General features: G+C 43.2%; 21 protein-coding genes and 1 tRNA gene. 5 read left to right on the top strand and 17 right to left on the bottom strand.

Going from position 1 to position 25,496, the window contains the following annotated elements; translation table 11 throughout:
* Positions 1–1,404, top strand: coding sequence for an L-lactate permease (locus R8806_RS02525; RefSeq protein WP_124317340.1), 1,404 nt, complete (start codon positions 1–3; stop codon positions 1,402–1,404).
* Here R8806_RS02525 and R8806_RS02520 read toward each other — a convergent pair whose 3' ends face one another.
* The 4 genes from R8806_RS02520 to R8806_RS02505 form a co-directional block, all read right to left on the bottom strand.
* Entirely contained in the window at positions 1,405–2,625 is a 1,221-nt protein-coding gene (locus tag R8806_RS02520) for an alanine dehydrogenase (protein WP_087419955.1), read from the bottom strand.
* A 10-nt stretch (positions 2,626–2,635) separates the two neighbouring features.
* Positions 2,636–3,058 carry a tRNA (adenosine(37)-N6)-threonylcarbamoyltransferase complex ATPase subunit type 1 TsaE gene (tsaE, locus tag R8806_RS02515; RefSeq protein ID WP_124317341.1) on the bottom strand — a complete coding sequence of 141 codons (423 nt, stop codon included), beginning with the start codon at positions 3,056–3,058 and terminating at the stop codon, positions 2,636–2,638.
* 116 nt (positions 3,059–3,174) lie between these two features.
* Positions 3,175–4,623, bottom strand: coding sequence for a flotillin family protein (locus R8806_RS02510; protein WP_124317342.1), 1,449 nt, complete (start codon positions 4,621–4,623; stop codon positions 3,175–3,177).
* 39 nt (positions 4,624–4,662) lie between these two features.
* Positions 4,663–5,238 carry an NfeD family protein gene (locus tag R8806_RS02505; protein ID WP_151411455.1) on the bottom strand — a complete coding sequence of 192 codons (576 nt, stop codon included), beginning with the start codon at positions 5,236–5,238 and terminating at the stop codon, positions 4,663–4,665.
* 254 nt (positions 5,239–5,492) lie between these two features.
* Between R8806_RS02505 and R8806_RS02500 the strand changes: the two genes are divergently transcribed.
* Both R8806_RS02500 and R8806_RS02495 read left to right on the top strand, forming a co-directional pair.
* A complete protein-coding gene (locus R8806_RS02500) occupies positions 5,493–5,858 on the top strand; it encodes a BlaI/MecI/CopY family transcriptional regulator (protein WP_027202699.1) in 366 nt (121 codons plus the stop codon).
* A 7-nt stretch (positions 5,859–5,865) separates the two neighbouring features.
* Positions 5,866–7,425 carry a M56 family metallopeptidase gene (locus R8806_RS02495; RefSeq protein WP_124318278.1) on the top strand — a complete coding sequence of 520 codons (1,560 nt, stop codon included), beginning with the start codon at positions 5,866–5,868 and terminating at the stop codon, positions 7,423–7,425.
* A 123-nt stretch (positions 7,426–7,548) separates the two neighbouring features.
* On the opposite strand, the gene R8806_RS02490 is transcribed toward R8806_RS02495, so the two are convergent.
* On the bottom strand, positions 7,549–8,160 hold the full coding sequence (locus tag R8806_RS02490; RefSeq protein ID WP_124318279.1) for a DUF4923 family protein: 612 nt from the start codon (positions 8,158–8,160) through the stop codon (positions 7,549–7,551).
* Positions 8,161–8,218: 58 nt separating this feature from the next.
* Positions 8,219–8,291, bottom strand: a tRNA-Thr gene (locus R8806_RS02485).
* A gap of 117 nt (positions 8,292–8,408) precedes the next feature.
* On the opposite strand from R8806_RS02485, the gene R8806_RS02480 reads away from it, so the two are divergent.
* Together R8806_RS02480 and R8806_RS02475 are read left to right on the top strand one after the other, a co-directional pair.
* On the top strand, positions 8,409–8,969 hold the full coding sequence (locus R8806_RS02480; protein ID WP_151411454.1) for a phosphatase PAP2 family protein: 561 nt from the start codon (positions 8,409–8,411) through the stop codon (positions 8,967–8,969).
* A gap of 117 nt (positions 8,970–9,086) precedes the next feature.
* Entirely contained in the window at positions 9,087–11,906 is a 2,820-nt protein-coding gene (locus R8806_RS02475) for an outer membrane beta-barrel protein (RefSeq protein WP_151411453.1), read from the top strand.
* 4 nt (positions 11,907–11,910) lie between these two features.
* Here the strand turns inward: R8806_RS02475 and R8806_RS02470 are convergent, their stop codons facing one another.
* The 11 genes from R8806_RS02470 to R8806_RS02420 form a co-directional block, all read right to left on the bottom strand.
* Complete coding sequence (locus R8806_RS02470; RefSeq protein WP_151411452.1) at positions 11,911–12,459, bottom strand: flavodoxin family protein; 549 nt, start codon at positions 12,457–12,459, stop codon at positions 11,911–11,913.
* Positions 12,460–12,560: 101 nt separating this feature from the next.
* Positions 12,561–15,137: a beta-mannosidase gene (locus R8806_RS02465; RefSeq protein ID WP_151411451.1), complete on the bottom strand. Its 2,577-nt coding sequence runs from the start codon at positions 15,135–15,137 to the stop codon at positions 12,561–12,563.
* Positions 15,130–16,764, bottom strand: coding sequence for a beta-N-acetylhexosaminidase (locus tag R8806_RS02460; protein WP_124318078.1), 1,635 nt, complete (start codon positions 16,762–16,764; stop codon positions 15,130–15,132). The genes R8806_RS02465 and R8806_RS02460 overlap by 8 nt, the downstream gene beginning before the upstream one ends.
* Before the next feature lie 200 nt (positions 16,765–16,964).
* The gene (locus tag R8806_RS02455) at positions 16,965–18,209 is read right to left on the bottom strand and encodes an efflux RND transporter periplasmic adaptor subunit (protein ID WP_151411450.1); all 1,245 of its coding nucleotides are present in this window, start codon (positions 18,207–18,209) and stop codon (positions 16,965–16,967) included.
* Positions 18,210–18,212: 3 nt separating this feature from the next.
* Positions 18,213–19,682, bottom strand: a complete 1,470-nt coding sequence (locus R8806_RS02450) for a TolC family protein (protein WP_229782884.1) — start codon at positions 19,680–19,682, stop codon at positions 18,213–18,215.
* Between the two features lie 16 nt (positions 19,683–19,698).
* Entirely contained in the window at positions 19,699–20,886 is a 1,188-nt protein-coding gene (locus R8806_RS02445) for an ABC transporter permease (protein WP_124316506.1), read from the bottom strand.
* Positions 20,883–22,106, bottom strand: a complete 1,224-nt coding sequence (locus tag R8806_RS02440; RefSeq protein WP_124316507.1) for an ABC transporter permease — start codon at positions 22,104–22,106, stop codon at positions 20,883–20,885. The genes R8806_RS02445 and R8806_RS02440 overlap by 4 nt, the downstream gene beginning before the upstream one ends.
* 14 nt (positions 22,107–22,120) lie before the next feature.
* Complete coding sequence (locus R8806_RS02435; RefSeq protein WP_124316508.1) at positions 22,121–23,290, bottom strand: ABC transporter permease; 1,170 nt, start codon at positions 23,288–23,290, stop codon at positions 22,121–22,123.
* On the bottom strand, positions 23,287–24,507 hold the full coding sequence (locus R8806_RS02430) for an ABC transporter permease (protein WP_124316509.1): 1,221 nt from the start codon (positions 24,505–24,507) through the stop codon (positions 23,287–23,289). The genes R8806_RS02435 and R8806_RS02430 overlap by 4 nt, the downstream gene beginning before the upstream one ends.
* A 12-nt stretch (positions 24,508–24,519) precedes the next feature.
* Positions 24,520–24,666: a hypothetical protein gene (locus R8806_RS02425; protein ID WP_164719610.1), complete on the bottom strand. Its 147-nt coding sequence runs from the start codon at positions 24,664–24,666 to the stop codon at positions 24,520–24,522.
* Positions 24,663–25,328: an ABC transporter ATP-binding protein gene (locus tag R8806_RS02420; RefSeq protein ID WP_124316510.1), complete on the bottom strand. Its 666-nt coding sequence runs from the start codon at positions 25,326–25,328 to the stop codon at positions 24,663–24,665. The genes R8806_RS02425 and R8806_RS02420 overlap by 4 nt, the downstream gene beginning before the upstream one ends.
* Positions 25,329–25,496 lie beyond the last annotated feature (168 nt).

Raw genomic sequence — 25,496 nt, 5'->3', positions numbered from 1 at the left:
ATGTTCGAAATCTTGTTTGCCTTACTGCCAATGGTTATACTGGTCATATCCATGGGGATATGCAAGTGGCCCGGAGATAAGAGTAGCCTGCTTACCCTTGTTATTACCGTTATGTTGGCCATTTTCGCCTTTGGTATACCCGCGCAAGAGATCGGTTTCACTTTAATAAACAGTACCGCACGTGCTTGTATCACTATTCTTTCCGTTATCTGGATGGCTGTATTTAGCTATAATATTCTGCTGGATTCCGGCAAGATTAAAGTGTTAAAAGACCAACTGGCAACGATTTCCACGGACAGGAGTGTACAGGTATTACTGATCACGTGGGGATTCGGGGGGCTACTGGAAGGAATGCCCGGCTACGGGACTTCGGTTGCCATCCCGGCAGCCATACTCGTAACGCTGGGATTTCGTCCGTTGTTCGCCGTACTCGCAAGCCTCATCGCTAACAGTGAACCCACGACATTCGGGGCCGTCGGTATCGCAGAAACCGTTCTCATGGAAGAGACCGGCTGCCCGTTACCTGAATTGTGTAAGGCTACCATTCAACAATTATATCCTTTTATATTTTTGATCCCGATAACTTTGGCTATATTGGCCGACAGACGCCGCCAAGCTTTACTCAAGAACATCTTGCTCGGCACGCTTGTCGGGGGCGTATCCTTCCTAGCACAATACGCCACGGCCGTATATCTCGGTCCGGAGATGCCAGCCATTCTAAGCAGTATTTGTTCCATCATTATTATTATCGCATGGAGTAAATGGACCAAAAAAAGTGACACAATTCCCACGAAACACTCGCCCCGGCAAATATACCAAGCGTGGAGTGTCTACGGCCTTATCATTTTCTTTATATTACTGGCTATTCCCTTCAATTTCAAGGTAACGAGTTTATTGCTTTTTGCCGGAGCTTTTATCGGGGGACAGATACAGGGTGTAACGACAAGCAGACAATTCACATTACTAGGCCAGACTCTCGTACAAATCCGCAGTACTATTATTATGGTTATCGCCTTGGTCAGTATATCCGCACTCATGGAAATATCCGGCATGGTGCAATTACTGGCCGACACACTCACTTCCATCTCCGGGAAGTATTACGCTTTCTGGTCCCCTTTGATCGGGGAAATAGGAACATTTATCACGGGTAGCGGTACTTCGGCAAACATTCTTTTCGGGAAATTGCAAGCAGGAATCGCCACAAACATGGACATTGATCCTTCTTGGCTTGCCGCCGCCAACACCACAGGCACTACTGCCGGGAAAATTATCTCACCCCAGAGTATTGCTATTGCCGCCTCCGCATGTCAATTACAGGGCCAAGAAGGGGGAATCTTAAAACGGGCTTTCCCATACGCTCTCGTGTACGGAATACTACTGGGAATTATTGTCTTTCTCGGGTGATCAGAAAGCAGCCATCAATAAATCAATATCTCTAGAAACTAATCCATAGCGATCGGCAATCACCCGTTTCGTCAACACACCGTTATAAACATACACGCCATGCCGTAATCCCGCATCATTTTTTATGGCAGTATTAAAGCCACCCGCCCGGGAAATCTTATCAAATAAAGGAGTGAATAAATTACTATAAGCGATAGATGCCGTACGAGCCACTCTCGACGGGACATTCGGGACACAATAGTGGATTACCCCATTATATACATACGTCGGGTTCTCATGAGTCGTTGGTCCTGATGTTTCAATACATCCACCATGTTCAATGGACATATCCACAATCACCGCTCCCTGTTTCATCAACCTTACCTGTTCTTCGGACACGGTAATCCCGAAATCATCATCGAAGAAACGCAAAGCCCCGATCAGCACGTCGGCAGACAACAACGCCCGTTCCAAAACCGGCTTATGAAAAACAGAAGTATATACCCGTTGTCCCAGACAATGATTTATCCGGCGTAGACGCTCCAGCGAATGATCGAACACTTTCACCTCAGCCCCCAAAGCCAACGCCGTACGAGCCGCATATTCCCCCAAAGTCCCGGCCCCCAAAATAACCACCTCGGCTGGAGTGATTCCCGTCACCCCTCCCAGCAAAATACCTTTCCCTTCCCGAGAATTGCTCAAGTACTCGCTGGCAATCATGATTGCCGAGCTTCCAGAAATCTCACTCATCATCTGCACCACGGGATAAACCCCGTTCTCGTCTTTCAGAATATCGAACCCGACAGCCGTCACCTTCTTCTGCATCATCTCCACGACAGCCTCTTTTCGTAACTCGAAAAGCTCGATCGGTGACAGTATGACCTGCCGATCATGCATCATTTCCACGTCTGCCTGCATCACCGGAGTCGGTTTCAGTATAATATCCGCCGTGTACACTTCCTCGCAGGTATCCAACATCTGGGCTCCCGCATCGGCGTACTCCCGGTCATGGTAATGTGCCGCCTCCCCGGCTCCTCGTTGTATCATTATCGTATGCCCCATATCAACCATCATGGCCACGGCCTCCGGGGTTAAACACACCCGGTTTTCCCGTCGCTCGGTCTCGTTCGGTAAACCGATTGTCAATCGTTTCTGCCGGTATTCCCCGAATACCTCTTTTTCCTGGTATAGAAACCACTCCCGATTAATTTGGGCTCCCAATAATTTACCCGAGTTATCCATAACCTACACTTTAAAGTTTTTCTTCAATCACCAATTCTCTCCGACCATCTGCCAGTTCAGAGAACTTGCATATCAACGTGTTTTTCGGTAACAGAGGCTCCACCATCTCCGGCCACTCTATAAAACAACGATTCCCGCTATAAAAATATTCCTCGTAACCGAAGTCCATGGCCTCCTCAATATTCTTCACCCGATAGAAATCGAAATGAAAAACCGAGTCTCCCGTGGCCGTCAGATACTCGTTTACGATAGCGAACGTCGGGGAATTCACATCATCCTCTATCCCCAAACACCCGGCTACCGCTTTCACGAAAGTGGTCTTTCCCACTCCCATCGGCCCGTACAGGGCATATATCGTGTTGCCTCCGGTACTTTCCAGAAACTCTTTTGCTACCCGATTCAAATCATCAACACCGTCAATTATCCAGCGCATAAACTTTCCTCTATTTTATGAATTGATTAATTACCTTTGTCATATACCCGATTGAAGTATACCACAAAGGTAATTATTAGTAAACGAAAAAACGAAACTAAAAGTTAGAATCTCCCCTACTTCTCAACTTCTTCAACGATCTCATCTTGTTGTCCGGCATCCGTAGCTTTCTCTTCCGTGGCGGCACCTTTCAGGAAAGTCGGTAGATTCAGCCCAGCCATGTTAAACAGATCATTCAACGGGGGAACCGATTTCATCATCCCCGAGATGAAGTTAGCCGTGGAGGTATTCCCGTTCCCGGCATTATTGCCATCCCAAACGGTAACCTTGTCGATCTTGATATTCTTAACAGCCTCCACTTGCGTTCTCACCAGCTCCGGCAACTTATCGGTAATCAACATCATCACCGCCTTGTCGGGATCTCCGGCGGCGGCTTTCACGATTTGGGCATATCCTTCCGCCTGTTTTGTCAGCACCTCGTATAAACCTCGTGCTTCGGCATCCATCTTGGCAAAAATGGCATCAGCCTCTCCTTTCGCCAACCGGCGCAAACGTTCCGCCTCGGCCTCCGCATCAATAATCGCTTTCTCCTTGTCAATCTGTGCGGGAACCACGATATTAGCCGCTTGTGTAGCTTTCTCTCTTTCGGCACGAGCAATCTCAGCCTCCCGCTCTGCCATATAAGCCTCTTCCAAAGCCTTTGCAGCCTGCACTTTCTCTGCCGCGATAGCTTTACGGGCAGCCTCGGCCTCTCTCTCCCGACGGATGGCATCCGAATCGGCAATTAAAATCTTGGCATTGTTTTCTCCCTCCACCGCGGTTGCATTAGCCTCGGCCGTCCGAATACGAGTGTCCCGCACGGTTTCCGCGATACGAATATCTTTATCCCGATCTGCCTCGGCTTTACCGATCTCTCCGAATCGATTCTGCTCGGCCACGCTTTTCTTGGCATCATTGATCGCTTTCGCTGCTGCTTCTTTTCCCAAAGCCTCGATATACCCGGACTCATCCCGCAAGTCGGTCACGTTCACGTTGATCAGTTTCAAACCGATCTTCCGTAACTCGGCCTCCACGTTAGCACTCACGTTAGCCAAGAATTTATCCCGGTCGGAATTGATTTCCTCAATATCCATCGTGGCAATCACCAAACGTAACTGCCCGAAAAGAATATCCTTGGCCAAATCCTGAATATTTTCCTGCCGTTGCCCCAACAAACGCTCTGCCGCATTCGTCATGCTATCCGGTTCGGTAGAAATACCCACCGTAAAACGACAAGGCACATCTACTCGTATATTCTGTTTACTTAAAGCATTCGTCAAATTACACTCGATAGAGATCGGAGTCAAGTCCAGAAATGAAAAACTCTGGAACACCGGCCAGATAAAAGCCGCCCCTCCATGAATACAACGTGCGGAACTCACTCCTCCGGTCGCATTCTTACCGGTCCGCCCGTACACGACAAGAATCTTGTCTGACGGACAACGTTTATAACGGGACAATATCGCCGCAAACGTAACAAACAACACCGCCACGATGGCGACAATCAAATACAAACTACCTTCCATACTTTCCATATATTCCTAAGATTAATAATAAATAGTCATTTAAAAACGCTCCACCAGTAAGGTGTTGTCGTTTATCACTTCCACGACCCGAATCGGTGCTCCCGTCTCCAATTCCTCGCCTGCTGTCAGGGCATTAAATTCCCGGATAGCCCCTTGTATCGAGATTTGTACTTTCCCCTCTCCCCGTTTTTCTCCCGGAATTTTCAAATACACGTTCCCTTTACACCCCACGGCATTTGCCATGTTAATCGTCCCGCTTTGCTCCATGCGGCTCATGAATCTGAAAATAGCCATCACGGCCATCACTAGCAACACACCGATCACAGCCGACACGAGAATCAACACGAACTGGTTTTCTATCGCTTTTTCAAAAGAGATGATCGACCAACCGAACCCCAGTAGGAAATTGATGAAGTTACGAAAAGTAAATAACTGGAAAGGACCGCTATCCCCATCAGTCGCTGTATCCGCACTCACGTCAACATCCATCCCCCCATCCGTATCCATCCCGATAAAAGTCATGATTGTCTGGATAACAAATACCAAACTGGCAAATAGAGTGATACACCACACCGATTGCATAAATAACCCCAGAGAACTCCACCATTCTTCCATTACATTCAATTTTAATTAGACGATATTCACTAACTTCCCCACAAGCACACTACTACACAAATATAAACATTTTTACAGGACTTCCTACCCTCCATTAAAATTAAATATACATTCTACCGATCCGGGTAAAATACAAGATTAAATATCTAAAAATAAAAGAATAACGAATCAAAACTAGAGTTTAAAGTTTATTAACTATAAAAATTAGTTTTAAAACTAAATATTTTAGTTCTTTGTTGCAAAAGAAATAAACCATGAAAGGATTAACTAGCAAAGAAGAAGAAATCATGGGCTTTTTCTGGGAGAAAGGCCCTCTATTCGTGAAACAGATGCTTGCATTTTACGAAGACCCGAAACCGCATTTCAACACGTTATCCACCATCGTGCGCGGGCTGGAAGAAAAAGGTTATCTCGCTCACGAAGTTTACGGGAACACCTATCAATATTATGCGATCATTAGTGAAGAAGAGTTCCGCAAAGGCACCTTGAAGAACGTGATCAGTAAATATTTCAACAACTCGTACCTCAGTGCCGTATCTTCACTCGTGCAGGAAGAGGACATTTCATTGGAAGAATTGAAACAACTCATTTCCGAAGTAGAAAAAGCACACGATAAATAAACTATTTATGGGTACCTTCTTTGTCTATATACTAAAAACATCCATCTGTTTAACGGGATTCTACTTGTTTTACAGATTATTACTCAGCAAAGAGACCTTCCATCGTTTCAACCGGATAGCATTACTGGGTATTCTACTGTTATCCCTGCTTATCCCGTTCTGTGAAATAACCGTTCCCAAAGAATCGGAAGTACAACAAACGTTACTAACCATTGAACAGATTCTCACCCTAGCAGACCACGTTCCACAAACAGAAGTACAAGCCCTCCCTTCATCCATCCCGTTGTGGCTTCTCGTCCTGCTGTGTATTTATTTGCTGGGAATTCTTTTCTTCCTCGGACGCAATCTTTATTCACTGTTTCATATGCTCCGGCTATTGCATGGCGGAAGGCAGGAAAAGTTAGAAAAAGGTATTACCCTCATCATCCATGACAAGAATATCGCTCCCTTCAGTTGGATGAAATACGTGGTCATTTCCGAGAAAGATTTGCAGGAAAATAGCAAGGAAATTCTCATCCATGAAATGGCTCACGTACACAATCGACATTCCATCGACCTGTTGATCAGCGATATTTGTATCATTTTCCAGTGGTTCAACCCCGCATCTTGGCTCTTGAAACAGGAGTTACAGAATATTCATGAATACGAGGCCGATGAAACGGTTATCCGTCAAGGCATCAACGCAAAACAGTATCAATTATTATTAATAAAAAAAGCTGTCGGCACAAGGCTCTACTCTATGGCCAACAGCTTTAATCACAGTAAACTTAAAAAACGAATAACTATGATGTTAAAAGAAAAATCCAGTCCTTGGGCCCGGATGAAGTACCTCTACGTACTTCCCGTTGCGGCAATCACATTAACCGCTTTCGCCCGTCCCGAAATCTCGAACGAACTAAACGAGATTTCAACTATCAAAGTTAGTGATATTACTTCAATTCTCGATGCAAAAGAAGTAAATAATTCCCTTACGGCCGTTGATACGGCTCAAAAAACAGTAATCACAGAATCAACCTTTAGATCCACCCTGCCCGAGGATTCTATTCAAAGCAAAACGCCACACTTTTTTTTGAAAACGGAAAAAGTAAAAGCAACTTCAGTTCCTCTCAAAATAGGTCAAATAACACTCCAAGATTCATGTATTAGTACAACATCAGAGATTCCCGTCCTATTTATTGTCAATGGAAAAGAAGTTTCTGCCGATTCCGTGAAAATAATTGATCCTAACAAAATTGAAACGATCACGATTCTAAAAGATAAATATGCTATTACCCAGTATGGAGAAAAAGGGAAAGAGGGCGTTGTTTCAATTACTTACACATCCGGGAGTCCGGCCAAAAAAGTAACCTCTTATAAACTGGCAGACGGCACCACGGTCTATTTAAAATCAGAAACGTCAACAACCGGTTCTTACACGATTATCCACTCGAAAGACACGTCCAGCCTTAAAACCGTGAAACTAAAAGGTGAAGCTCGATTCAAGATTGTCGAAAAAGATTCCATCATCGAGTATCAAGTCATCAGTGACACGTTAAAATACGGCATTCAAAAGAAAAAAGAGAAGTAGCATCGCACTTTCTCCTTGCACTGGGGGAGCGTGGCTTACTAAGCCGTTTTTCATTCAAGGAAAGAAGGAGCTGTCTAACAACAAAATCGTTAGGTAGTCCCTTCTTTTTCGCCATCTGACAAACTATTTCTTCATCTCAAATCCTAAAAGAATCTCATCATACCCATCCATCAGCGAAGTAGTTGTTTTATCTGATTTCTTCAAGGCAGAGGATAATACACTGACAAAGTTCATAAGTTTTTCCGTATTGAAAAGCAACGATACTTGTTCCCCCGATTTTACCAATTGTACTTCCACACTTTTCACCGTGATCGTTTTTGCCAACATATAACGTAATGTCAACACTCGTGTTTTCTCGTCCAAAGAATACGTACCCTTTAATACTTTTTTTCCTATCGTATTAGTAAACGTACTATCACTACTAAACGTGTAGCTGAAATTCCCCGGCACAATCCCCAACTTCGTGTAAATATTCACCATTTTTTTCTCCAACGCCGAAGTCACTAACGAACCACTCGCCTCTTTCAACAAATCCCCACTCGTCATTTTACAAGCAGGCTCCACGTAATTCCAAGTTCCTTGAAGATCCGAAAATTTAATCACGTTACCTGTTACAAGATTCACCACATCCTTTACCTTCGATGAATTTAAAATGTCCTTCAATGATTGGGCTTGTACCAATTGTACTCCCCCAAAGCACATCAATACACAACAAATTACAATAACTCGTTTCATAAAATATAATGTTTAGGTTTAAATACAAAAGCCTGTCTATCAGACAGGCCTCTATTCGAGCCAATTTGGGGACTCGAACCCCAGACCTACGCATTACGAATGCGTTGCTCTACCAGCTGAGCTAAATTGGCGATAACGGGTGCAAATGTACGACTATTTTTGTAATTTGAAAACGATAAATCAATTTTTTTCAACTCAAAACCGTACATTTTTTATACATTTGCGGCTACATTTTAATTATCAATAAGATGAAAAGAGGATTGCCGACAATTATTTTTCAATTTGCCCTATCACCTTTGCTATTTTTACTTTTAATCACGAACGTTTCGGCCCAACAGAAAGCTGTAGAGACCTCCGGAGACGTTATATATTACGCAACTCCCGTCTTCTGTTTAGCTACCACTCTATTGAAAAAAGACTACCAAGGAACCAAACAACTTATTTTCTCGGTGGTCACGGCTGTCGGAACCAGCTACATTTTAAAACATACGATCCACAAAAAACGGCCAGATGGAAGTAACCATCATGCATTCCCCTCCGGACATGCAACCGTCACCTTTCAAGGAGCTTCTTTTCTACAACGCCGATATGGTTGGAAATTCGGTATTCCGGCTTATCTCCTCTCCACTTATGTTGCTTGGGGACGGACTTATTGCGATAAACATGATTGGTGGGATATTCTTTGTGGTACTGCAATAGGCATCGGGAGTTCCTATATTTTCACCAAACCCTACGGTCGTACACGTATCACACTCACCCCTACCGTACTCCAGAAGCACCCCGGACTCTACGCTAGTATCACTTTCTAACAGACTTCTAAATATTTTGTTAAAATAGTATTTAAAGAAATCATAAACCCTTTTATTATCATGGTGCATCCATATTATATGTCTATTTTTGTTTAAATCAGAACAACAACATATAATATGCAACTTCATATCTACAAAATAGTCTTTCTTTTGTTCATGTTGACCATGCCCGTGACAATATTTGCCCAAACGCAAAAAAAAGACACGATTAGAAAAGATACAGCCACAATACCTGAAAAAAAAGCAGTCAAATATACACTAAAAGGGATCGTCACAGGAGACACTGATGACGAAACTCTGCCGGGCGCACACATTTACATTGGAGAAGACAAAAAACCAACTACCGTAACCAACGCCATGGGAGAATTCACCCTAAAAGACCTTCTTCCGGGTGAACTGGTCATTACCGCTTCTTTTGTCGGGTATCAAGCGACAAGCAAAAAATATCTGGTGAAAGCAGATACAAATATCGGAATGATCAAACTCCTTCCAGAAGTTTTGGAAGAAGTTGTTATTACCGCAAAACCACCTCTAATCATCCAAAAAGGTGACACGACAGAATTCAACGCAAATGCATTGAAGGTTCCAGAGGATGCTGAATTGGAAGATTTGTTGAAAAAATTACCCGGTTTCCAAATCGTCGACGGAAAATTAATGGCGAACGGGGAAGAAGTCAAGAAAATCTATATTGATGGAACCGAATATTTCCTTAGCAACCCGATGGCCGCACTTCAAACACTTCCGGCCAGCCTCGTCAACAAGATAAAGATGTTTGACGGGAAAAGTGAAGAAGCTGATTTCTCAGGATATGACGACGGGAAAAGATTCCGTTCATTAAACATTGAAACCAAGAATCCCAACCAGTTAAAAGTGTTCGGTAAAGCCAACCTCGGATACGGCATCTCAGAAGACCTAGAAGATTCATTTAAAGACAACAACTATAATCTAGGAGCTTCAGCCAATGCCTTCAACAAAAAGCAAAAATTCTCCATTCAAGGAAGCTTACGTAACACCAATCAAGGTTCCGAGCTTCCCAACGCACAATATCACGGCAAAGGGGGAAATAACCGAGGAAAAAGTTACTCCGTGGACTTTGCTAACACATTTAAGAAAGGAACTGACATCGGAGGAAGTTACAGTGGTAGCAATAGTGAATCATATTCTGCCAACTCCAGCATTCAAGAATATTTTCCTTCTGAAAGTTACCAAAGTAACATATACAATTCTGAATCACACTCGTGGTCCGAAAGCTCAAGCCACAACGTGAATACTCGCTTCAACTACTCCATGAACAAGAAAAACAGATTCTACTTCACCCCTTCTTTTTCATTCAGTAAATCAGATAGCAGATCATTAAACATGAACAGTAACATTCAAGACAATGACACGATAAACATCACGAATAGTAAAAATCAAAGTCATAGTGAAAATCGTTCTTTCGGGGGTAACTTCTCATGGATGCACGCTTTCCAAAAAACCGGACGAACCCTAACATTAAATGGAAACATAAACATCGGTAAAAGCAAAAATAACAATACCCAGCAAGATAGTAGTATCATAAACAAAAAAGATACATTACGGAATCTTATCAACACCTCTGAAAGCATCTCAAATTCATACACGGGTTCTATCTCCTATTCCGAACCACTGACAGAGAAGGCCCGATTATCATTTAATTACTCTTTTAGCTACAACAAGAATACTTCCGACAAAGAAAGTATGTCTTACAAAGATGCTCTATTCACGGAAGTCATTGGTATCGATACGGCTTTAACGAATAAAATTAGTACAGTTAGATCAAGTAATAACCTAGGTATTCGTTACGGGTACAATCAAGAAAAATTTTATTTCAGTGCAGGTGGATCTATCAATCTATCAAGAGAAGAAAACAAATACGAATATCTGAATGCACCAGACTCTAACGTGAGAAATAATTACCTGAATCTCTCCCCTCAAGTGAATTTCAGCTATCACTTTTCTAAAAAGTCAACCATGACTTTCTACTACAACGGAAACACGGATTCCCCCAGAGCCGAGCAACTACAAGATATTCTTGACGTGAGAGACCAATTAAATATTTCGACAGGAAATCCGAACTTGAAAAAAACATTCTCGCAATCAGCCTCCATGTCTTTTAACCGGAATATTGTCAGTGAAGAAAATTTCAGTTTCTTGAATGTCAACCTTAGCTTCCGGAATTCATTTAACAATATTGCCACTGCAACACAATTTATTTCAAAAGACACGGTTATCAACGGTTATCAGATATTACAAGGAGCACGCCTCACCCGACCTGTAAACCTAAACGGTCAATGGGGACTTTCCATGAATTCCAGTTATTCCTTTGAAATCAAATCTTTAAAATTAAGATTAAGTCCTTCGTTATCTTACAGTTATTCTAGGACTCCTTCTATCTACGATAATATAAAGAACTTGACGAACTCTCATAACGCATCATTCGGTCTTAACATCAATAGCAACATATCAGAGAATTTGGACTATAATATATCTTCCCGTACCTCTTACACCAATTCCACGAGTACGACCACTGAAGGTTCCAGTTCTTTCTCTCAATCAGTCAATGCAAGTGCCAAATGGGTATTCTGGAAAGAATTCATCCTTGCCGGTGATTATTCATATAGCTACACACTAAGTAAAAAAGGTGGAAACGTGAACCAATCCAATAGCCTCTTGAACATGGAGATCGGGAAAAAATTCCTAAAAAGAAAACAACTCCAAGTCAGATTCAAAGCAATGGATATTTTACGTCAAAGAAACCTGTTAAATTACAGTATTCAAGACCTATACACACAAACCAGTTACAGTACAAATGAGCGAAACTACTACATGCTAACGGTTTCCTATCGCTTTAACTCTATTGGTAAAAAGAAAGAAGGAAGAGGTCCGGAAGGAACACCTCCTCCCGGATTCTTCTAAAAATTTAACGAGAACCTAACTCCTGAGCTTGTTCGAGATACGCCGTATTTCGAACATCTCCTTTTTTATCAACCCCGTAAGCTACAACCTCACCAACAGAATGCCAATGCATGTATTCTGCCAAAATTCGATAGGATTCCAACATACCTTTCGCCTCTTCCTGTACATCCGTTGCCGCTGCAAGCAACAAAGCACACTCCTTACCTGCCACACTCCGTTCACTTTTCTCCAAAGCATAAGGATACAAGCGATCTATAACGCTTTTTATCTGAGTCGGCCAGCTAAAAAAGTAAAGAGGAGAAGCAAACACGATCATATCCGCTTGTTCTATCTCCGGAAAAATCTTCTCCATATCATCCGACTGCACGCAAGGTGTTCCCATTGACCAGCACATACCACAGGCAAAACACCCGTTTACCTTGTAGCCCGGAACTTTTATCACGCTCACGTCATATCCCTTAGCCCTAGCACCCGTGGCAAAAGCCTCTGCCAGCATATCACTGTTCCCGTTTGACCGGGGACTTCCCTCTAAAATCAAAATGTTTTTGCCCATAATTTATCGTTTTATGATATACAAAAATACGTATTTATTGCTTCACTAAAACCATGAAAGAAAAAAAACTCCTTGACACGTGGTCAAAGAGTTTTCATATTTTAATGTACATAGCGTATCTTTATCCGCTCCTGTATTTGTGTTGGAGATAAATCCGTGTCAACTTTTATCTTATAATTCCTTCCCGGAATTATATCTATATAATTATCCGAAAAGAAAGCCGATTCTCCCGGAATACAGAACATAACATTACAAGCCAGTTTATCCGAGGATACCTGAATAAATTTTTCATCATTTTCCTCCCCGGCCTGAACAGAAAAATGAGGTGTCGGTAAATCCAAATCTTTATGATACACGAAATAAATATTCTTTTCATCTAAAACCTGATCGCCTTCCTGCAAACGTACCACAAGCACCACCTCATTCTCCGAACCTCCTGCAAGCAATACCTCCCGGTTCAATTTCCACAAAACGGTTGAAGTATTTGCCGTCACATCTACTCCTTTTTCTACAGAGGAAATAGAATTTCCTTGAAAATCCAGCACCTCAACGACCAGCCTCCCCTGAATCATTTCCTGCCTATCACTCACGGCATAAATTGCCAAGGAATCCCCCTCCCATTTCGGAGCAACGATCACCTCTTTAAAACAATCCCGCATCATGTAATGCGCCGCTTTCCATTTATGATAATAATCCGTCGTCGACCAACTGGCAACAGGCCAACAATCATTGATCTGCCAGATCAGAGAGCCCATACAATAAGGCATATTCCGACGATGTGCCTCGATACCCATTTTCGTAGCCAACCCCTGTAACACGTGGGTCATGTAAATAAACTGTTCAAACTCTTCCGGAACCCAGTAATACATTTTCATATAATCCAAAATACGCCCGTTACCAATATAACTCCTTTGGTGTGATTTCATCACCTCCGATTCTATATCATAATCCTCCGGTAGTGCATACGTTTCTATCGTACTCATCTCCGGGAAGGACTGAAAACCGTATTCACTACAAAAACGGGTAGTCACCTCGTCAAAACTTTCCAACGGTCGGAAACCATGCCACACGCCCCAGTAATGCTGGTCACCCGAAGTCGTCCCGTCCAAACCATGTTGATCCGGTTCCGGTCCCGCCATCGGCGAGGAAGGCCAGTAATCATCCCCATCCGTGTAATCCTTCACCACTTGGGGAAGTATCTCGTGAAAAACAGTATAGTAAGCCTTGAAAACCGTATCCTGTTCCTCCTTCGTGAAAGCGTTCTTCCATCCCCATCCCCCGGGCGCACCATATCGCCAAGCCAAAGCGTTTTCATTATTCCCACACCACAAAGCGATACTAGGATGATTCCGGATTCGAGTAACATTGTCAATAGCCTCTTGACGCACGTTATCCAAAAACTCTTGATTTCCGGGATACATCGCGCAGGCAAACATGAAATCCTGCCACACCATGATCCCGTACTTATCACAGAATTCAAAAAATGCATCATCCTCGTATATACCGCCACCCCATATCCTGATCATATTCATGTTGGCATTCGCCGCATCCAACACCATTTTTTCATACAAATCCGGGGTTACACGAGGCAAGAACACGTCATTCGGGATAGCGTTAGCCCCCTTGGCAAACACGGGTACTCCATTCAACTCGAAGCCGAAAGACTCTCCCCATTGATCCTTTTCCCGAACTAACCTCAACGACCGCAAGCCCGTCGTCACCTTCTTTTCCGACACAACACCTTCCTCGCTAGTCACCAGAATCGTGAAATTGTACAAGTTCTGTTCCCCTAACCCGTTACTCCACCACAAGCGAGGATTCTGAATTACATAAGGAATAGATATTTTGTTTTCCCCTCTTCTTAACTCTTTTTGCTCCTGCAACAACATCTTCCCCTCATTCATAATCGCTATCGTGACACTCTGTTGCTTGTCCGAGTTCACACAAACCTCCGCCACCAGTTGAGCCTTTTCCTTTGTTACGGAAGGCTGGCGAATAAACACATCCACCACCTTCACGTCATTCCAAGCCTCCAGAATCACCGGACGCCAGATACCGGAAGTCACCAAACGAGGCCCCCAATCCCAACCATAATGGTAAGGAGCCTTACGAGTGTACACGCTAACCCGGTCATTTCCCATCTCCCCCCGAACACTCTGATCATTATCCGCAGGTAGTCTCAAACCGTAACGTTCCATCTCTTCCCGTCCCTTCAAAGTCGGGGAAGCAAACACAATATGCAACTCATTACGACCAACTTTCAGTTTTCCTTCAACATCAAACCTCCACGTCCGGAACATATTATCCGTACTTCCCAACTTCTCCCCGTTCAAATAAACATCGGCGTATGTATCCAACCCCGTGAACGTGATCCGTTGATTGACCTTTTTCCCTATTTCCTCCGAAACCGTGAACTCCGTCCGGTACTCCCAATCCTTCTTATCAATCCATTGCAACTGCAATTCATTCATCCGGTAAAAAGGATTTTCAATCTTCCCGTTAGCCAACAAATCCGTGTGTACCGTACCGGGTACTGTTGCGGGTAACCACGTCCCCGAATCCCTCTGACGGAATTGCCAACCGGAATTCAGTTCCGTACGAATCTCTTTTTCGGTTGAACACCCGACCATTCCCCAGGTGATACAACCGAAAAACAGCATCCAAACTATTTTATTCATTGGACTTTGACTCTTGTAGAATATGTTTTGCGAAATTATAACCTAAAGCCTCGTAACGTTGCGTCAACAACTTCGCCCGGTTCAAGAAATTCGAGTACTCTCTCGCCTCCTGCGGAGTCCATGCCACCTCTGCCAATGCGGCCATTCGCGGCAATAACATATATTGAGCATGGCTAAAAGTCGTGATATACTCCGTCCACAAATTAGCTTGTACCCCGATAATCTTCTTTCCCTCTTCGGCCGTCAATCCCTCTGTCGGGTCCAAACTATATACTTTCGCTACATCCACAAAACCACCAATAGCAAAAGGTTCATTAGCAATATCTTTTGACTGATAGTAATCAAAATAAGCGTAGTCATTCGGCACCATCACCACCTCGTTCCCTCTCTTTGCACCTTTAATTCCGCCAGTCTTACCTCTCCATGACATAACAATCGCCGTTTTAGAAACATCTCCTTCCAATATTTCATCCCAACCGAGAATTCTCTTCCCCTTCTCTTTCAAATACGCCTCGATCCGGTGAACGGTATAATTTTGCAATTCTCCCTCTTCCTTCATCTTTTCCTGTTTCATCCGGGCCTGACATTTCTTACACTTTTTCCAAGCATCTCTCGGACATTCATCTCCCCCAATATGGATGATCTCTCCGGGGAACAATTCCGCAACCTCATCCAACACACCTTCCCAGAACTCAAACGTCTTCTCGTTACCGGGACAAAATACTTCCGGGAACACTCCCCACATCTGGCATACCTCGTAAGGTCCACCCGTACAACCCAATTCCGGATAAGTAGCCAAAGCAGCAAGCGCATGCCCGGGAAGCTCTATTTCCGGAATAATCGTGATATACCGATCGGCAGCATATTGAATAACTTCTTTAATCTCTTCCTGAGTGAAAAAGTAGGGTCCGTATGGAGTTCCATCATACTTTCCCGTATTTTTACCAATTACGGTCTGTTTCCGTTGACTCCCGATTTGCGTGAGTTCCGGATATTTCTTGATCTCGATACGCCATCCCTGATCATCCGTCAAATGCCAGTGGAACACGCTCAACTTATGTAAAGCCAACATATCGATAAAAGTTTTCACCTCATCCACCGTGAAGAAATGGCGACACACATCCAGCATCGTCCCCCGATACCCTAACCGAGGCTCGTCCTGAATCTGCACGTTTTGAATCCTGATCCGATCCATCTTCTCTCCTTTCTCCACGTCCACGGGCATCATCTGCCGTAAACTCTGCATGGCATAGAAAACCGCCTTTGAACTTCCTCCCTTTATATTAACCGCATTCTTCTCCACCGTCAAATCATAAGCATCCGCTTTCATGGATGGGTCAACAAAAATATTTATCGCATTCTTTTTCGTTTCTCCATTCGCCACGGTTAAGGCCTTCCCGAAAGATTTTTCAACCAATGTACTCATAAAAGTACAAGCCGGCTGCAAATCATCCGCACCCTTCACCACGTTAATCACTGTTTTGGGAGATAGATAAAAACCGCCATCCGCAACTGTTACCTGTTGAGGCTGAGGAATAATATTCACCTCTTGATTCGGTTCACTGGCACATCCGCCAAGCAAAATAATACACAATACTACAATTGAAACAAAACTGATTTTTTTCATAAACGCATTTTTAAACACAACAGCCAAGATAAGTTAAAATTCGTTCCTGTACAAATATTCTCAACAAAAACACCTAAATTAAATTATTTACGATTTATGAATTACGATTTTAGATTCCAGCTACACGGGTTAATATCTTTCAATTATAAATCGTAAATCATAAATCATAAATCATAAATTAACAAGCTACCCTTGGCAACTTACCTCACATACAGCACCTCCTTATCCCTGTATTTTCCCATATCCGAGATAATAACCTTCTCCCCGACCGTCAGCCCCTGCAACACCTCCACGTATTCGAAACCACTCTCTCCCAGCATAACCTTCCTCTTTTCCACCCGATCCCCGTTGACAACCCACAGATCATAATCTCCCCGTCCCATGTAATAAGCACCCGTCGGCAAACGCAACGTTTCATCCTTCATGGCATGAGTAACATGCACATCCACTTTCAGCCCGGAACGCAAACGAGTATTACTCTGATCATCCAAGAACACAACAAACTTGATAATTCCGTTATTCACCGAGGGTGTGACATTCCCCACTGTACCGGAAAGCTTCTCGTTCCCGATCACCACGTTCACCCGGTTCCCCGCGGTAATCTTATCCGCGTAACTATCGACAATCTCGCCTTCTACCTTAAAACTCGACAAATCAGACAATATCGCCAAATTACTTCCCTGCGAAACAGAAGCCCCTACCTGATCATTAATCCAAGTCAACGTGGCGACACGAGGCGCCATCACCTGAGCCTCCCCAAGCGTCTTGAACAACAAATCCATGTTCCTCTTGGCAATCTTGTAATCCAACTCCAGCGAGCGAATTTCCGATTGTGAAGTACTCTTTTTATTTTCAAACTTCCGTTTCAATTGTTCCAATTGCATTTGTTTCACCGTGTAATTCAATTCCGCCTCCCGCACCTTTTCCCTCGTACTGGCCCCGATACTATCCAGATAGCGCTCGTTATTCAGCGAAACCAAAGTTCGTTTCAACATCATCTCATCAATATCCACCTGCATTTTCATTTCCGCCAAATCACTCGCTATCGTTTTACGCTGTAAATCCAATTTATTCAATTGCATCTCCAACGACTCCTTCTTCGTTTCGTACTCCGTCCGTATTGTTTCCAGATCCAACTGTAACAACGGTTCATCTTTCTGCACCCGATCCCCCGACTTTTTATACACTTCCAGCACCTTCGAAGACACCGGAGAAGTGATGATTTCTTCTGCAAAAGGAACCACCTTTCCCGTGGCATACACGGAAACCTCCACTGCCCCCTCATCCACCACACCGAAATTCACCTCCGCTCCCCGAATCTTAGGTTGAAACATATTCACCAAAAAAGAAAACACCCCCACACATATTACCACAATCATAGTAACCCTTACGACCATTTTCCGTTTACGCTGTCTTTTTATCTCCGGCGATATTGCCTGATCCATAATCTAATATTTTTCTTGTTGATAAATTATATCTTCTCTCTTTTCAAAATCATACAAAGTCAACCTACGCAAGGCATAAAAATACACCCATGACGAATACAATTGACTGACATAAGTACGTCGGGCATTATCCTGCTCCGTCTGTGCCGCATTCAAATCCAGCACACTGATCTGCCCCAACACGAAAGTCTCGTATGCCGTCTTGTAACGCTTCCGGGCAACGGTATCCGCCAAACGCACGATCTCGTTCAGCCGATTCTGTTCCTGATATTGTTTTACCGCCGTCATCACATCTTGTTCGAAATTCAATGTTTCCTTCTCCACCTGTACCCGTGTGATCTCTGCTTGCGAACGGGCCAACTCCACCTGTCCCCGTCCCTTCCCCCAATTCAATATTGGAATACTTATCCCCAAGCTAACCGCCTCCCGGTTTCGCAGATTCTGGTATGTCTCTTTAAACGTCCTATCACTTCCCGTGAACCCGATCGAAGCATAAACGTCTGCCTTAAACCCTCTCCCGGCTTTTGCTTGTGCCACCTGCTGACGTGCTTGCAGCATCCGGCAAACCACATCATAACGGAAAGGATTATTCCTATTCGCCAGCTCCATAACCTCTTTAAACGTCACCTCGACTTCCGGACACTCTTCCGGCATATCAGGAACAATCACCACGCGTTCATTATATCCCAGATAATTACGCAAAGCAAACATTTTCTGCTCGTAAGCCTGCTCCGTCTGAATCAGCGATGACGAGGCATTCAAGTAATTCAACTTCAATTGTAACAAATCATTATCGGAAATTAATCCTCTCTCACGTTTGCCTTGTGCTATCTGCATCAGTTTTTCCGAATTTTTCAAATTCTGCCGATCAATATCCACGTTAATCATCGCCAGCAATAAATCGAAATAATACGATATAGCCTGTACTGCCACGTTTTCCATGTTCACGGCAAACTGTTGACGAGCTTGCTTGTACTTTTCCGGCTCGATCTTCATACTCCATTTCAAGGGATTCGCCGTGATCAACGGCTGTGAGAAAATCACGTTAAACGGCACGCTCATATACTCCGTTGTCTTGTCACCATCCAACTGGTCCACCCGCTCCACCTGTGATTGTAAGGACAACGCACCTCCCGTCAGCGGGATATTCTGTGTCACCGACAACGCCAACTGCTCCGAAATCGAATTACTGGAAATATATTTGTACGTCCCATCTTCCTTCAAATAACTCGATAACGTCCGGTTAAAACTCGGTAATGTTCCCGTCAATGTCACGTTTGGTAACAAATCGGATCTATAATTTCGATATTGCCAGTATGCTGATCTCAACTGACTTTTTGCCACCATCGCATCCAGCGATTGTTCCCGTGCCAAACGAATCGCCTCTTCCAAAGAAACAACCTTCTGTTCTTGCTGAGCTGCAACAGGTAAAACTACCAATAAACACCACCATATAAATAATCCTTTCATCATATCTCCATTTTTACTGTTACGCTTCTCGCATTGCTTCCACTGGGTTCACCTGCGCCACTTTATAAGCCGGCCACCAGGCACTAAACACCGCAAAAACAATCATCACGACCAAAGTCATCCCAATCGCAGCCACGTTTACTCCCGTCCATTCATACACGAAACCAAAAAAAATCATTCCCGGTAAGGCTGCCAAAACACTCAAAATTAAACTTTCCGTTACGACAAGGCCTATCAAGCGCTGTTTCGTAGCACCAACCACCAAACGCAAAGCAAACTCCACTTTCCGCTTTTTAGAACTTAACCAAAACAAACCAAATGTCCCGATAAACGCAAAAAGTAACAAAAAAGCCGTGGGAATAGCTCGCATGGCAACACCGAAAACGACATCGAACATAGATCCTCGTTTCAATCCGCTCATTTCATAACAAAACGATACTGCCTTTTCTGCTAACCCCAGTCGCTTATATTCCTTGCTAAAACAAGAGTGAAACTCATTTTCGTATCCTAGCTTGATCTTGGCACAACATTCCTCGTAAGAAGATAATTGTTCCTCATCCCTAGGAATGATTATCGCCGTAGGCATATCGGAAAAAACATTTTGTTTCACGCCAGGACTTATCCCCACGATAGTCAACGTACGTCCCGCTAGGTACAATCTTTTCCCTATCGCCTCACTCCACCCCAACTTATTCATCAACTGGCGAGTTATGACTGCAGGACGAAAGCCGTCCTCCAAAGCATTATTCGTAAGCCACTCACCTTCCTCCAATTTCGGTTGAAAAACACTCTGCGCCTCTTTATCAGCAAACTTTACAATAACTACCACGGATTTTCCATCCACCTTAACCGTGTCGGCAAACATCCCGTCATAATAAACATCCGAACGTAGATAAGGAGCCAAACCGTAACTCCGGGTGATCGCCACCACGAACGGTTCCTTCTTCAATTTTTCAATAATAATATTCATTCCCTGTCCCACATCCCGCATGTCATACGGACTACCATTACCACCACCGTGCAACATATACCCGAAAATCATCGTATTATCCGTATTTAATAGTCCGGGTTCCCGATATTTGTCTATCGTTTCAAACAAAGCCACCATACTTACCATCAGAATAACAAATATCAACATTTGCTCCATCAATACCCCGGCATATTTTCTCCGCTCCTGCCAAAGCATCTTTAATACATGCCCTATCATTTAGAACCTCCTTTCAAAACCGTAGCTATATTTTTCCGGGCAATAATATATGCCGGAATTCCACCAGATAATAATGTAAACAACAACGAGAGAGGAAACACCCCGCATAGAATAACCAGATAGTCCAAATCCTCTATCAACGATATTTGTCCCTCGTCTCCGTTATTAAAAAATGACACACTGATCCAATCCGCCACCGGGTACGTCAGGAATATACCTAAAATAGCCCCGACAATCACCAACAGAGCGATCTCAGAGATCACTTGCATGAACGAATCCCCAAGCCCTGCTCCCAAAGCTCGTTTCAACGCAATTTCATCCGAATAATTATCCACGTTCGCCATATTCAAGGTAACAATATTTATCGCAGGAATAAGTAGCAACAAGAGAATAGCCACGGGAATCCCGTAAGCATACAAATCAGAACCGAAATTATCAATTCTTGCCTCTCGGAATGTATATAAATTCTCCGGTTTCACATCCACTTGCATATTTATTTGCCGCCAATAATCCTTAACCGCCACGGCAACATCTTCTTTCATATTTTGGACGGGGACATCCCGGGGAAACAGAACACCCAAATCGTAATACCCAAACCCACGAGGCGAAAAGCTATTAAAAACATGAGGTATCCATATCCCGTCCGCACGAATCGCATAAGTCGGAAAATTACGCACCACGCCGATAACCGTGTACTCTCTCCCCTGAATCTCCATTTTTTTCCCGACAACACTTTCCCTCTTGAAAAACATCCCTGCCATATCCTCCCTCAACACGACATACGCATCTTTATTCAGGCATTCCTGTTCTGTGAAAGGACGCCCTTCTATAAAATGGAACTGGTTAATCTTCCAATAACCTCCATTTACAAAAGCAAAAGAAAGTGTCTTGTACACGTCATTCACGGCCACCTCCCCGACACTATTATAATACATGAAATAATCCTCTTTCGTCCGTATCCTTTCCATTAACCAAGCCGTACTCTTCGAGTATATACCTCCAACATCCCGTCCATTCATATCTTGAAAAGTGCTGAACACAATTGTCCTATCACCATTCACAAAAGGAGCTTTATCACTGGTTGTATCATACACGAGTTGAAGCATGATAATAATGAACACGAATGTAAATGCTGTACCAATCACGCAGAACAAAGCATACACTTTATTATGCCCTATACTACACAATGCTGATCTTAAATAATTTTTCCATTTATTCATAATCTCTTTATTTACTATTCTTCTCGCATCGCCTCCACGGGATTTACCCGAGTCACCCTATAAGCTGGCCACCAGGCACTAAACACCGAGAACAAAATCATCACCCAACAAGCACATCCTAACGCAGACAAATAGACCGGATCCAACGGATAGACAAAACAAAATAAAATAATCCCCGGTAGTAACGCTAATACCGAAAGCAATAAGCTCTCACTTATCACAAAACAATATAATTCTCGGGGCGTGGAACCAACCACAATCCGCAAGGCAAACTCTTTCCGCCGTTTGGAAGAATTTAGCCAAAACAATCCAAAAGTTCCGATAAACGCAAATGAAAAAAGAAAAAACGTAGGAATCCCTATGCCAAGTAAGATAATAAAGACATCTCGCATATCATTCAGTTTCCACTTTTCAATATTTCCAAAAGATAATCTCACATAATCCTTGCCCATCATCAGATTAAATTCTTTGCTCATCAAACTCCTAAAATTATCCGCCTCTCCCTCTTTTATACGAGCTGTATATTCAAACCACGTATCCGGTTGTACTCGATTAGGCACGATCATCGTGGGCCGTGCAACCTTTAATGGCTCCTGCTTTATTCCCGCCACCACGCCTACAACCGTAAACACGATCCCATTATAATGTATTCTCTTACCGATCCCTTGTGACCAACTAAGTTCCTCCATCAACTGACTGGTTATCACGGCTGGATAACTTCCATCCTCCAACGGCTCATCCGTCAGCCATACCCCCTCTTCCATTTGTAATTGAAAAACTTGATTCATGTACTTATCCGCAAACTTCAAAAATACCTGAATCTTTCTCGTTCCTATTTGGATCGAATCACTCAAGTACATCTCTTCAGGACGAGTATAAGGAACCAACCATTTACTTTTTCCCAAAGCAGTCACAAAAGGAGATTTTCGTACCTTTTCAACAACACGATCCATCTTTTGCTGTAATTCCGCAGGCGAAAAATCTTCCGAGGGTAAAACAGGATGTAACATACATTTAAATGTATTCTTAGTATTCAATATCCCCGGCGAAAAATATTGAGCAATCTTCTCTCCGACAATAACAAAACAAAATAGTAATGCAAGAAACACAAGTATCTGTTCCGCAAGCATACCCCCGAATGTTCTTTTTTGATTTAAAAACAATGTAAAAATATGCCTCATCATTTCGTACCTCCTTTCAACATATCTACAATAGGACGTTTCACAGTCAAATATGCGGGAATTCCCCCCGACAAGAAAGAAAACAACAAAGCCAAAGGCAACACGCTGATGAAAATAATGGTCCAATTCAACTCTGGTAATAACATCATTTGTCCCTCTATACTGTTCGAAAACACAATCCAATCGATTCCGCAACACACGGGAACAGTCAACAGAATCCCCAAAACTGTACCCATAATAACCAGCAAAACATTTTCTACCAAAATAAATAAAAAAGACGTTTTTTTACTGGCGCCTAACGCTCGCTTAAGCCCTATTTCTCTCGCTTGCACACTTGTATTCGCCATACTCAACAAAACAATATTCAAAACAGGTACAACCAAAAGTATAAAAACCATCACGCCCACTCCAGAGAGAAATAAACCACCTCCATACATTTTCCGAATAAACTGTTTCTCTGTACTAATCTGTTTCACCGAGACACTTTTATCTATATTATAATATGTCTTAACAAAAAATTGATAAGCATTAGTTACACTTCGAATTATTGTTTCTGTACTCATATTTTCTGGATAAAGAATATAAGTTTCTACCCAATCATTTGATTCATTTTTACTAAACTTCTCAGGAACCCATAAAGAAGCCTTTCCCTGCGGAGCAAAATAGGAAACATCAGCCACCACACCAGTAATCCTATACGTGTTACCTTCAATCTGAATTTCCTTATTGATAACCGATTTATCCGGAAAAAAACTTCTCACGAAATTTTCATTAACGATCACACAAGACATCTGCATCTCGTCCTCTGTAAAAAAATGACCTTGCAAAAGCTCAAACTGGAACACATTCCAATAATTGCGATCGATAAAATAAATACCATACTCATCATATCGTCCATTCACGATAATATCTACCGCTTCATAATGATAAGACGTGTAACAGACCTCCTCTCTCACATTGTTCATCAATGTTCGAATATCCGACTTATTCAAACCTTTCACCGCCTCTCCCTTGTTATCTCTCAACACGAAAGGAACACTCACAATTCGATCCGCCGCAACAGCTGGAGCCGTATCACACAATATCACGTATGCCACTTGCAACAATATCGTGATAAACACGAATGTCAACATCGTCCCGAACACACAGAATCCGGCATACGCTTTATGGTGTATGATATTATACCAAATTGGCTTGAAATATATTCTTATTCTTTCCATACGCCTCTCTTTTTATTTTAAAGTCTCCGCCGGATTTACCTTCGTCACCTGGTAAGATGGATACCAAGTACTCAACATCAACACGTAAAAAATCGCGAACGACAGGTTGTGCCGGATATGGTAAAACGCCGGGATAATATAATTTTTCCGCCGATTCATAATACTAACTTCCCGTCAAACAAACGAATGATCCGTCCGGTTTCCTCTGCCAACCTCTCATCATGCGTCACCATCACGATTGTCGTTCCCTCCCGATTCAATTGCACGAGCAAATCCATGATCTCCGCTCCCATCTTACTATCCAAATTTCCCGTCGGCTCGTCTGCCAGAATCACTTTCGGCTGCCCGATCAATGCCCTCGCTATCGCCACCCGTTGGCACTGTCCCCCGGACAACTGCGAGGGGAAATGTTTCAACCGATGAGTCAACCCGACCTTTTCAATTAATTCCAGTGCCCTTTTCTTATTGGCCGATGCGGAACTTCCCCGGCGATACAACATCGGAAGCAACACGTTATCCAACACGTTCAGCGACGGGATCAAATGGAAACTCTGGAAAATAAACCCCAGTTTCTGGTTACGAATCCTCGCCATATCCCGATCATACAAAGAATCCGCCCGGACATCATCAATAATCACCCAACCACTCGTTGGCTTATCCAACAACCCCATAATATTCAACATCGTACTCTTCCCACACCCCGAAGGTCCCATGATAGCCACAAACTCACCTTTCTCCACCGTCAAATTAATATCTTCCAATGCCCGTGTCTCCACCTCGCTCGTGTAAAACGTTTTATTAATATTTTCTAAAATTATCATACGATTTAAGTATTAGTTGATTCATGATTTATTTTACCATTACAAACATAACGAACTCCTTCCTAGAAAATCACCCTGAATTATTGTAAAACTATTGTAAAATTTCACTCCCGACATATCGCTCAACCACAACTCCTTGTAAAATCAATTCTAAATACGTAATTTCGT

Source organism: Butyricimonas faecihominis (assembly GCF_033096445.1).
Taxonomy (GTDB): Bacteria; Bacteroidota; Bacteroidia; order Bacteroidales; family Marinifilaceae; genus Butyricimonas; species Butyricimonas faecihominis.
This window is presented reverse-complemented; position numbering and strand designations above follow the sequence as displayed.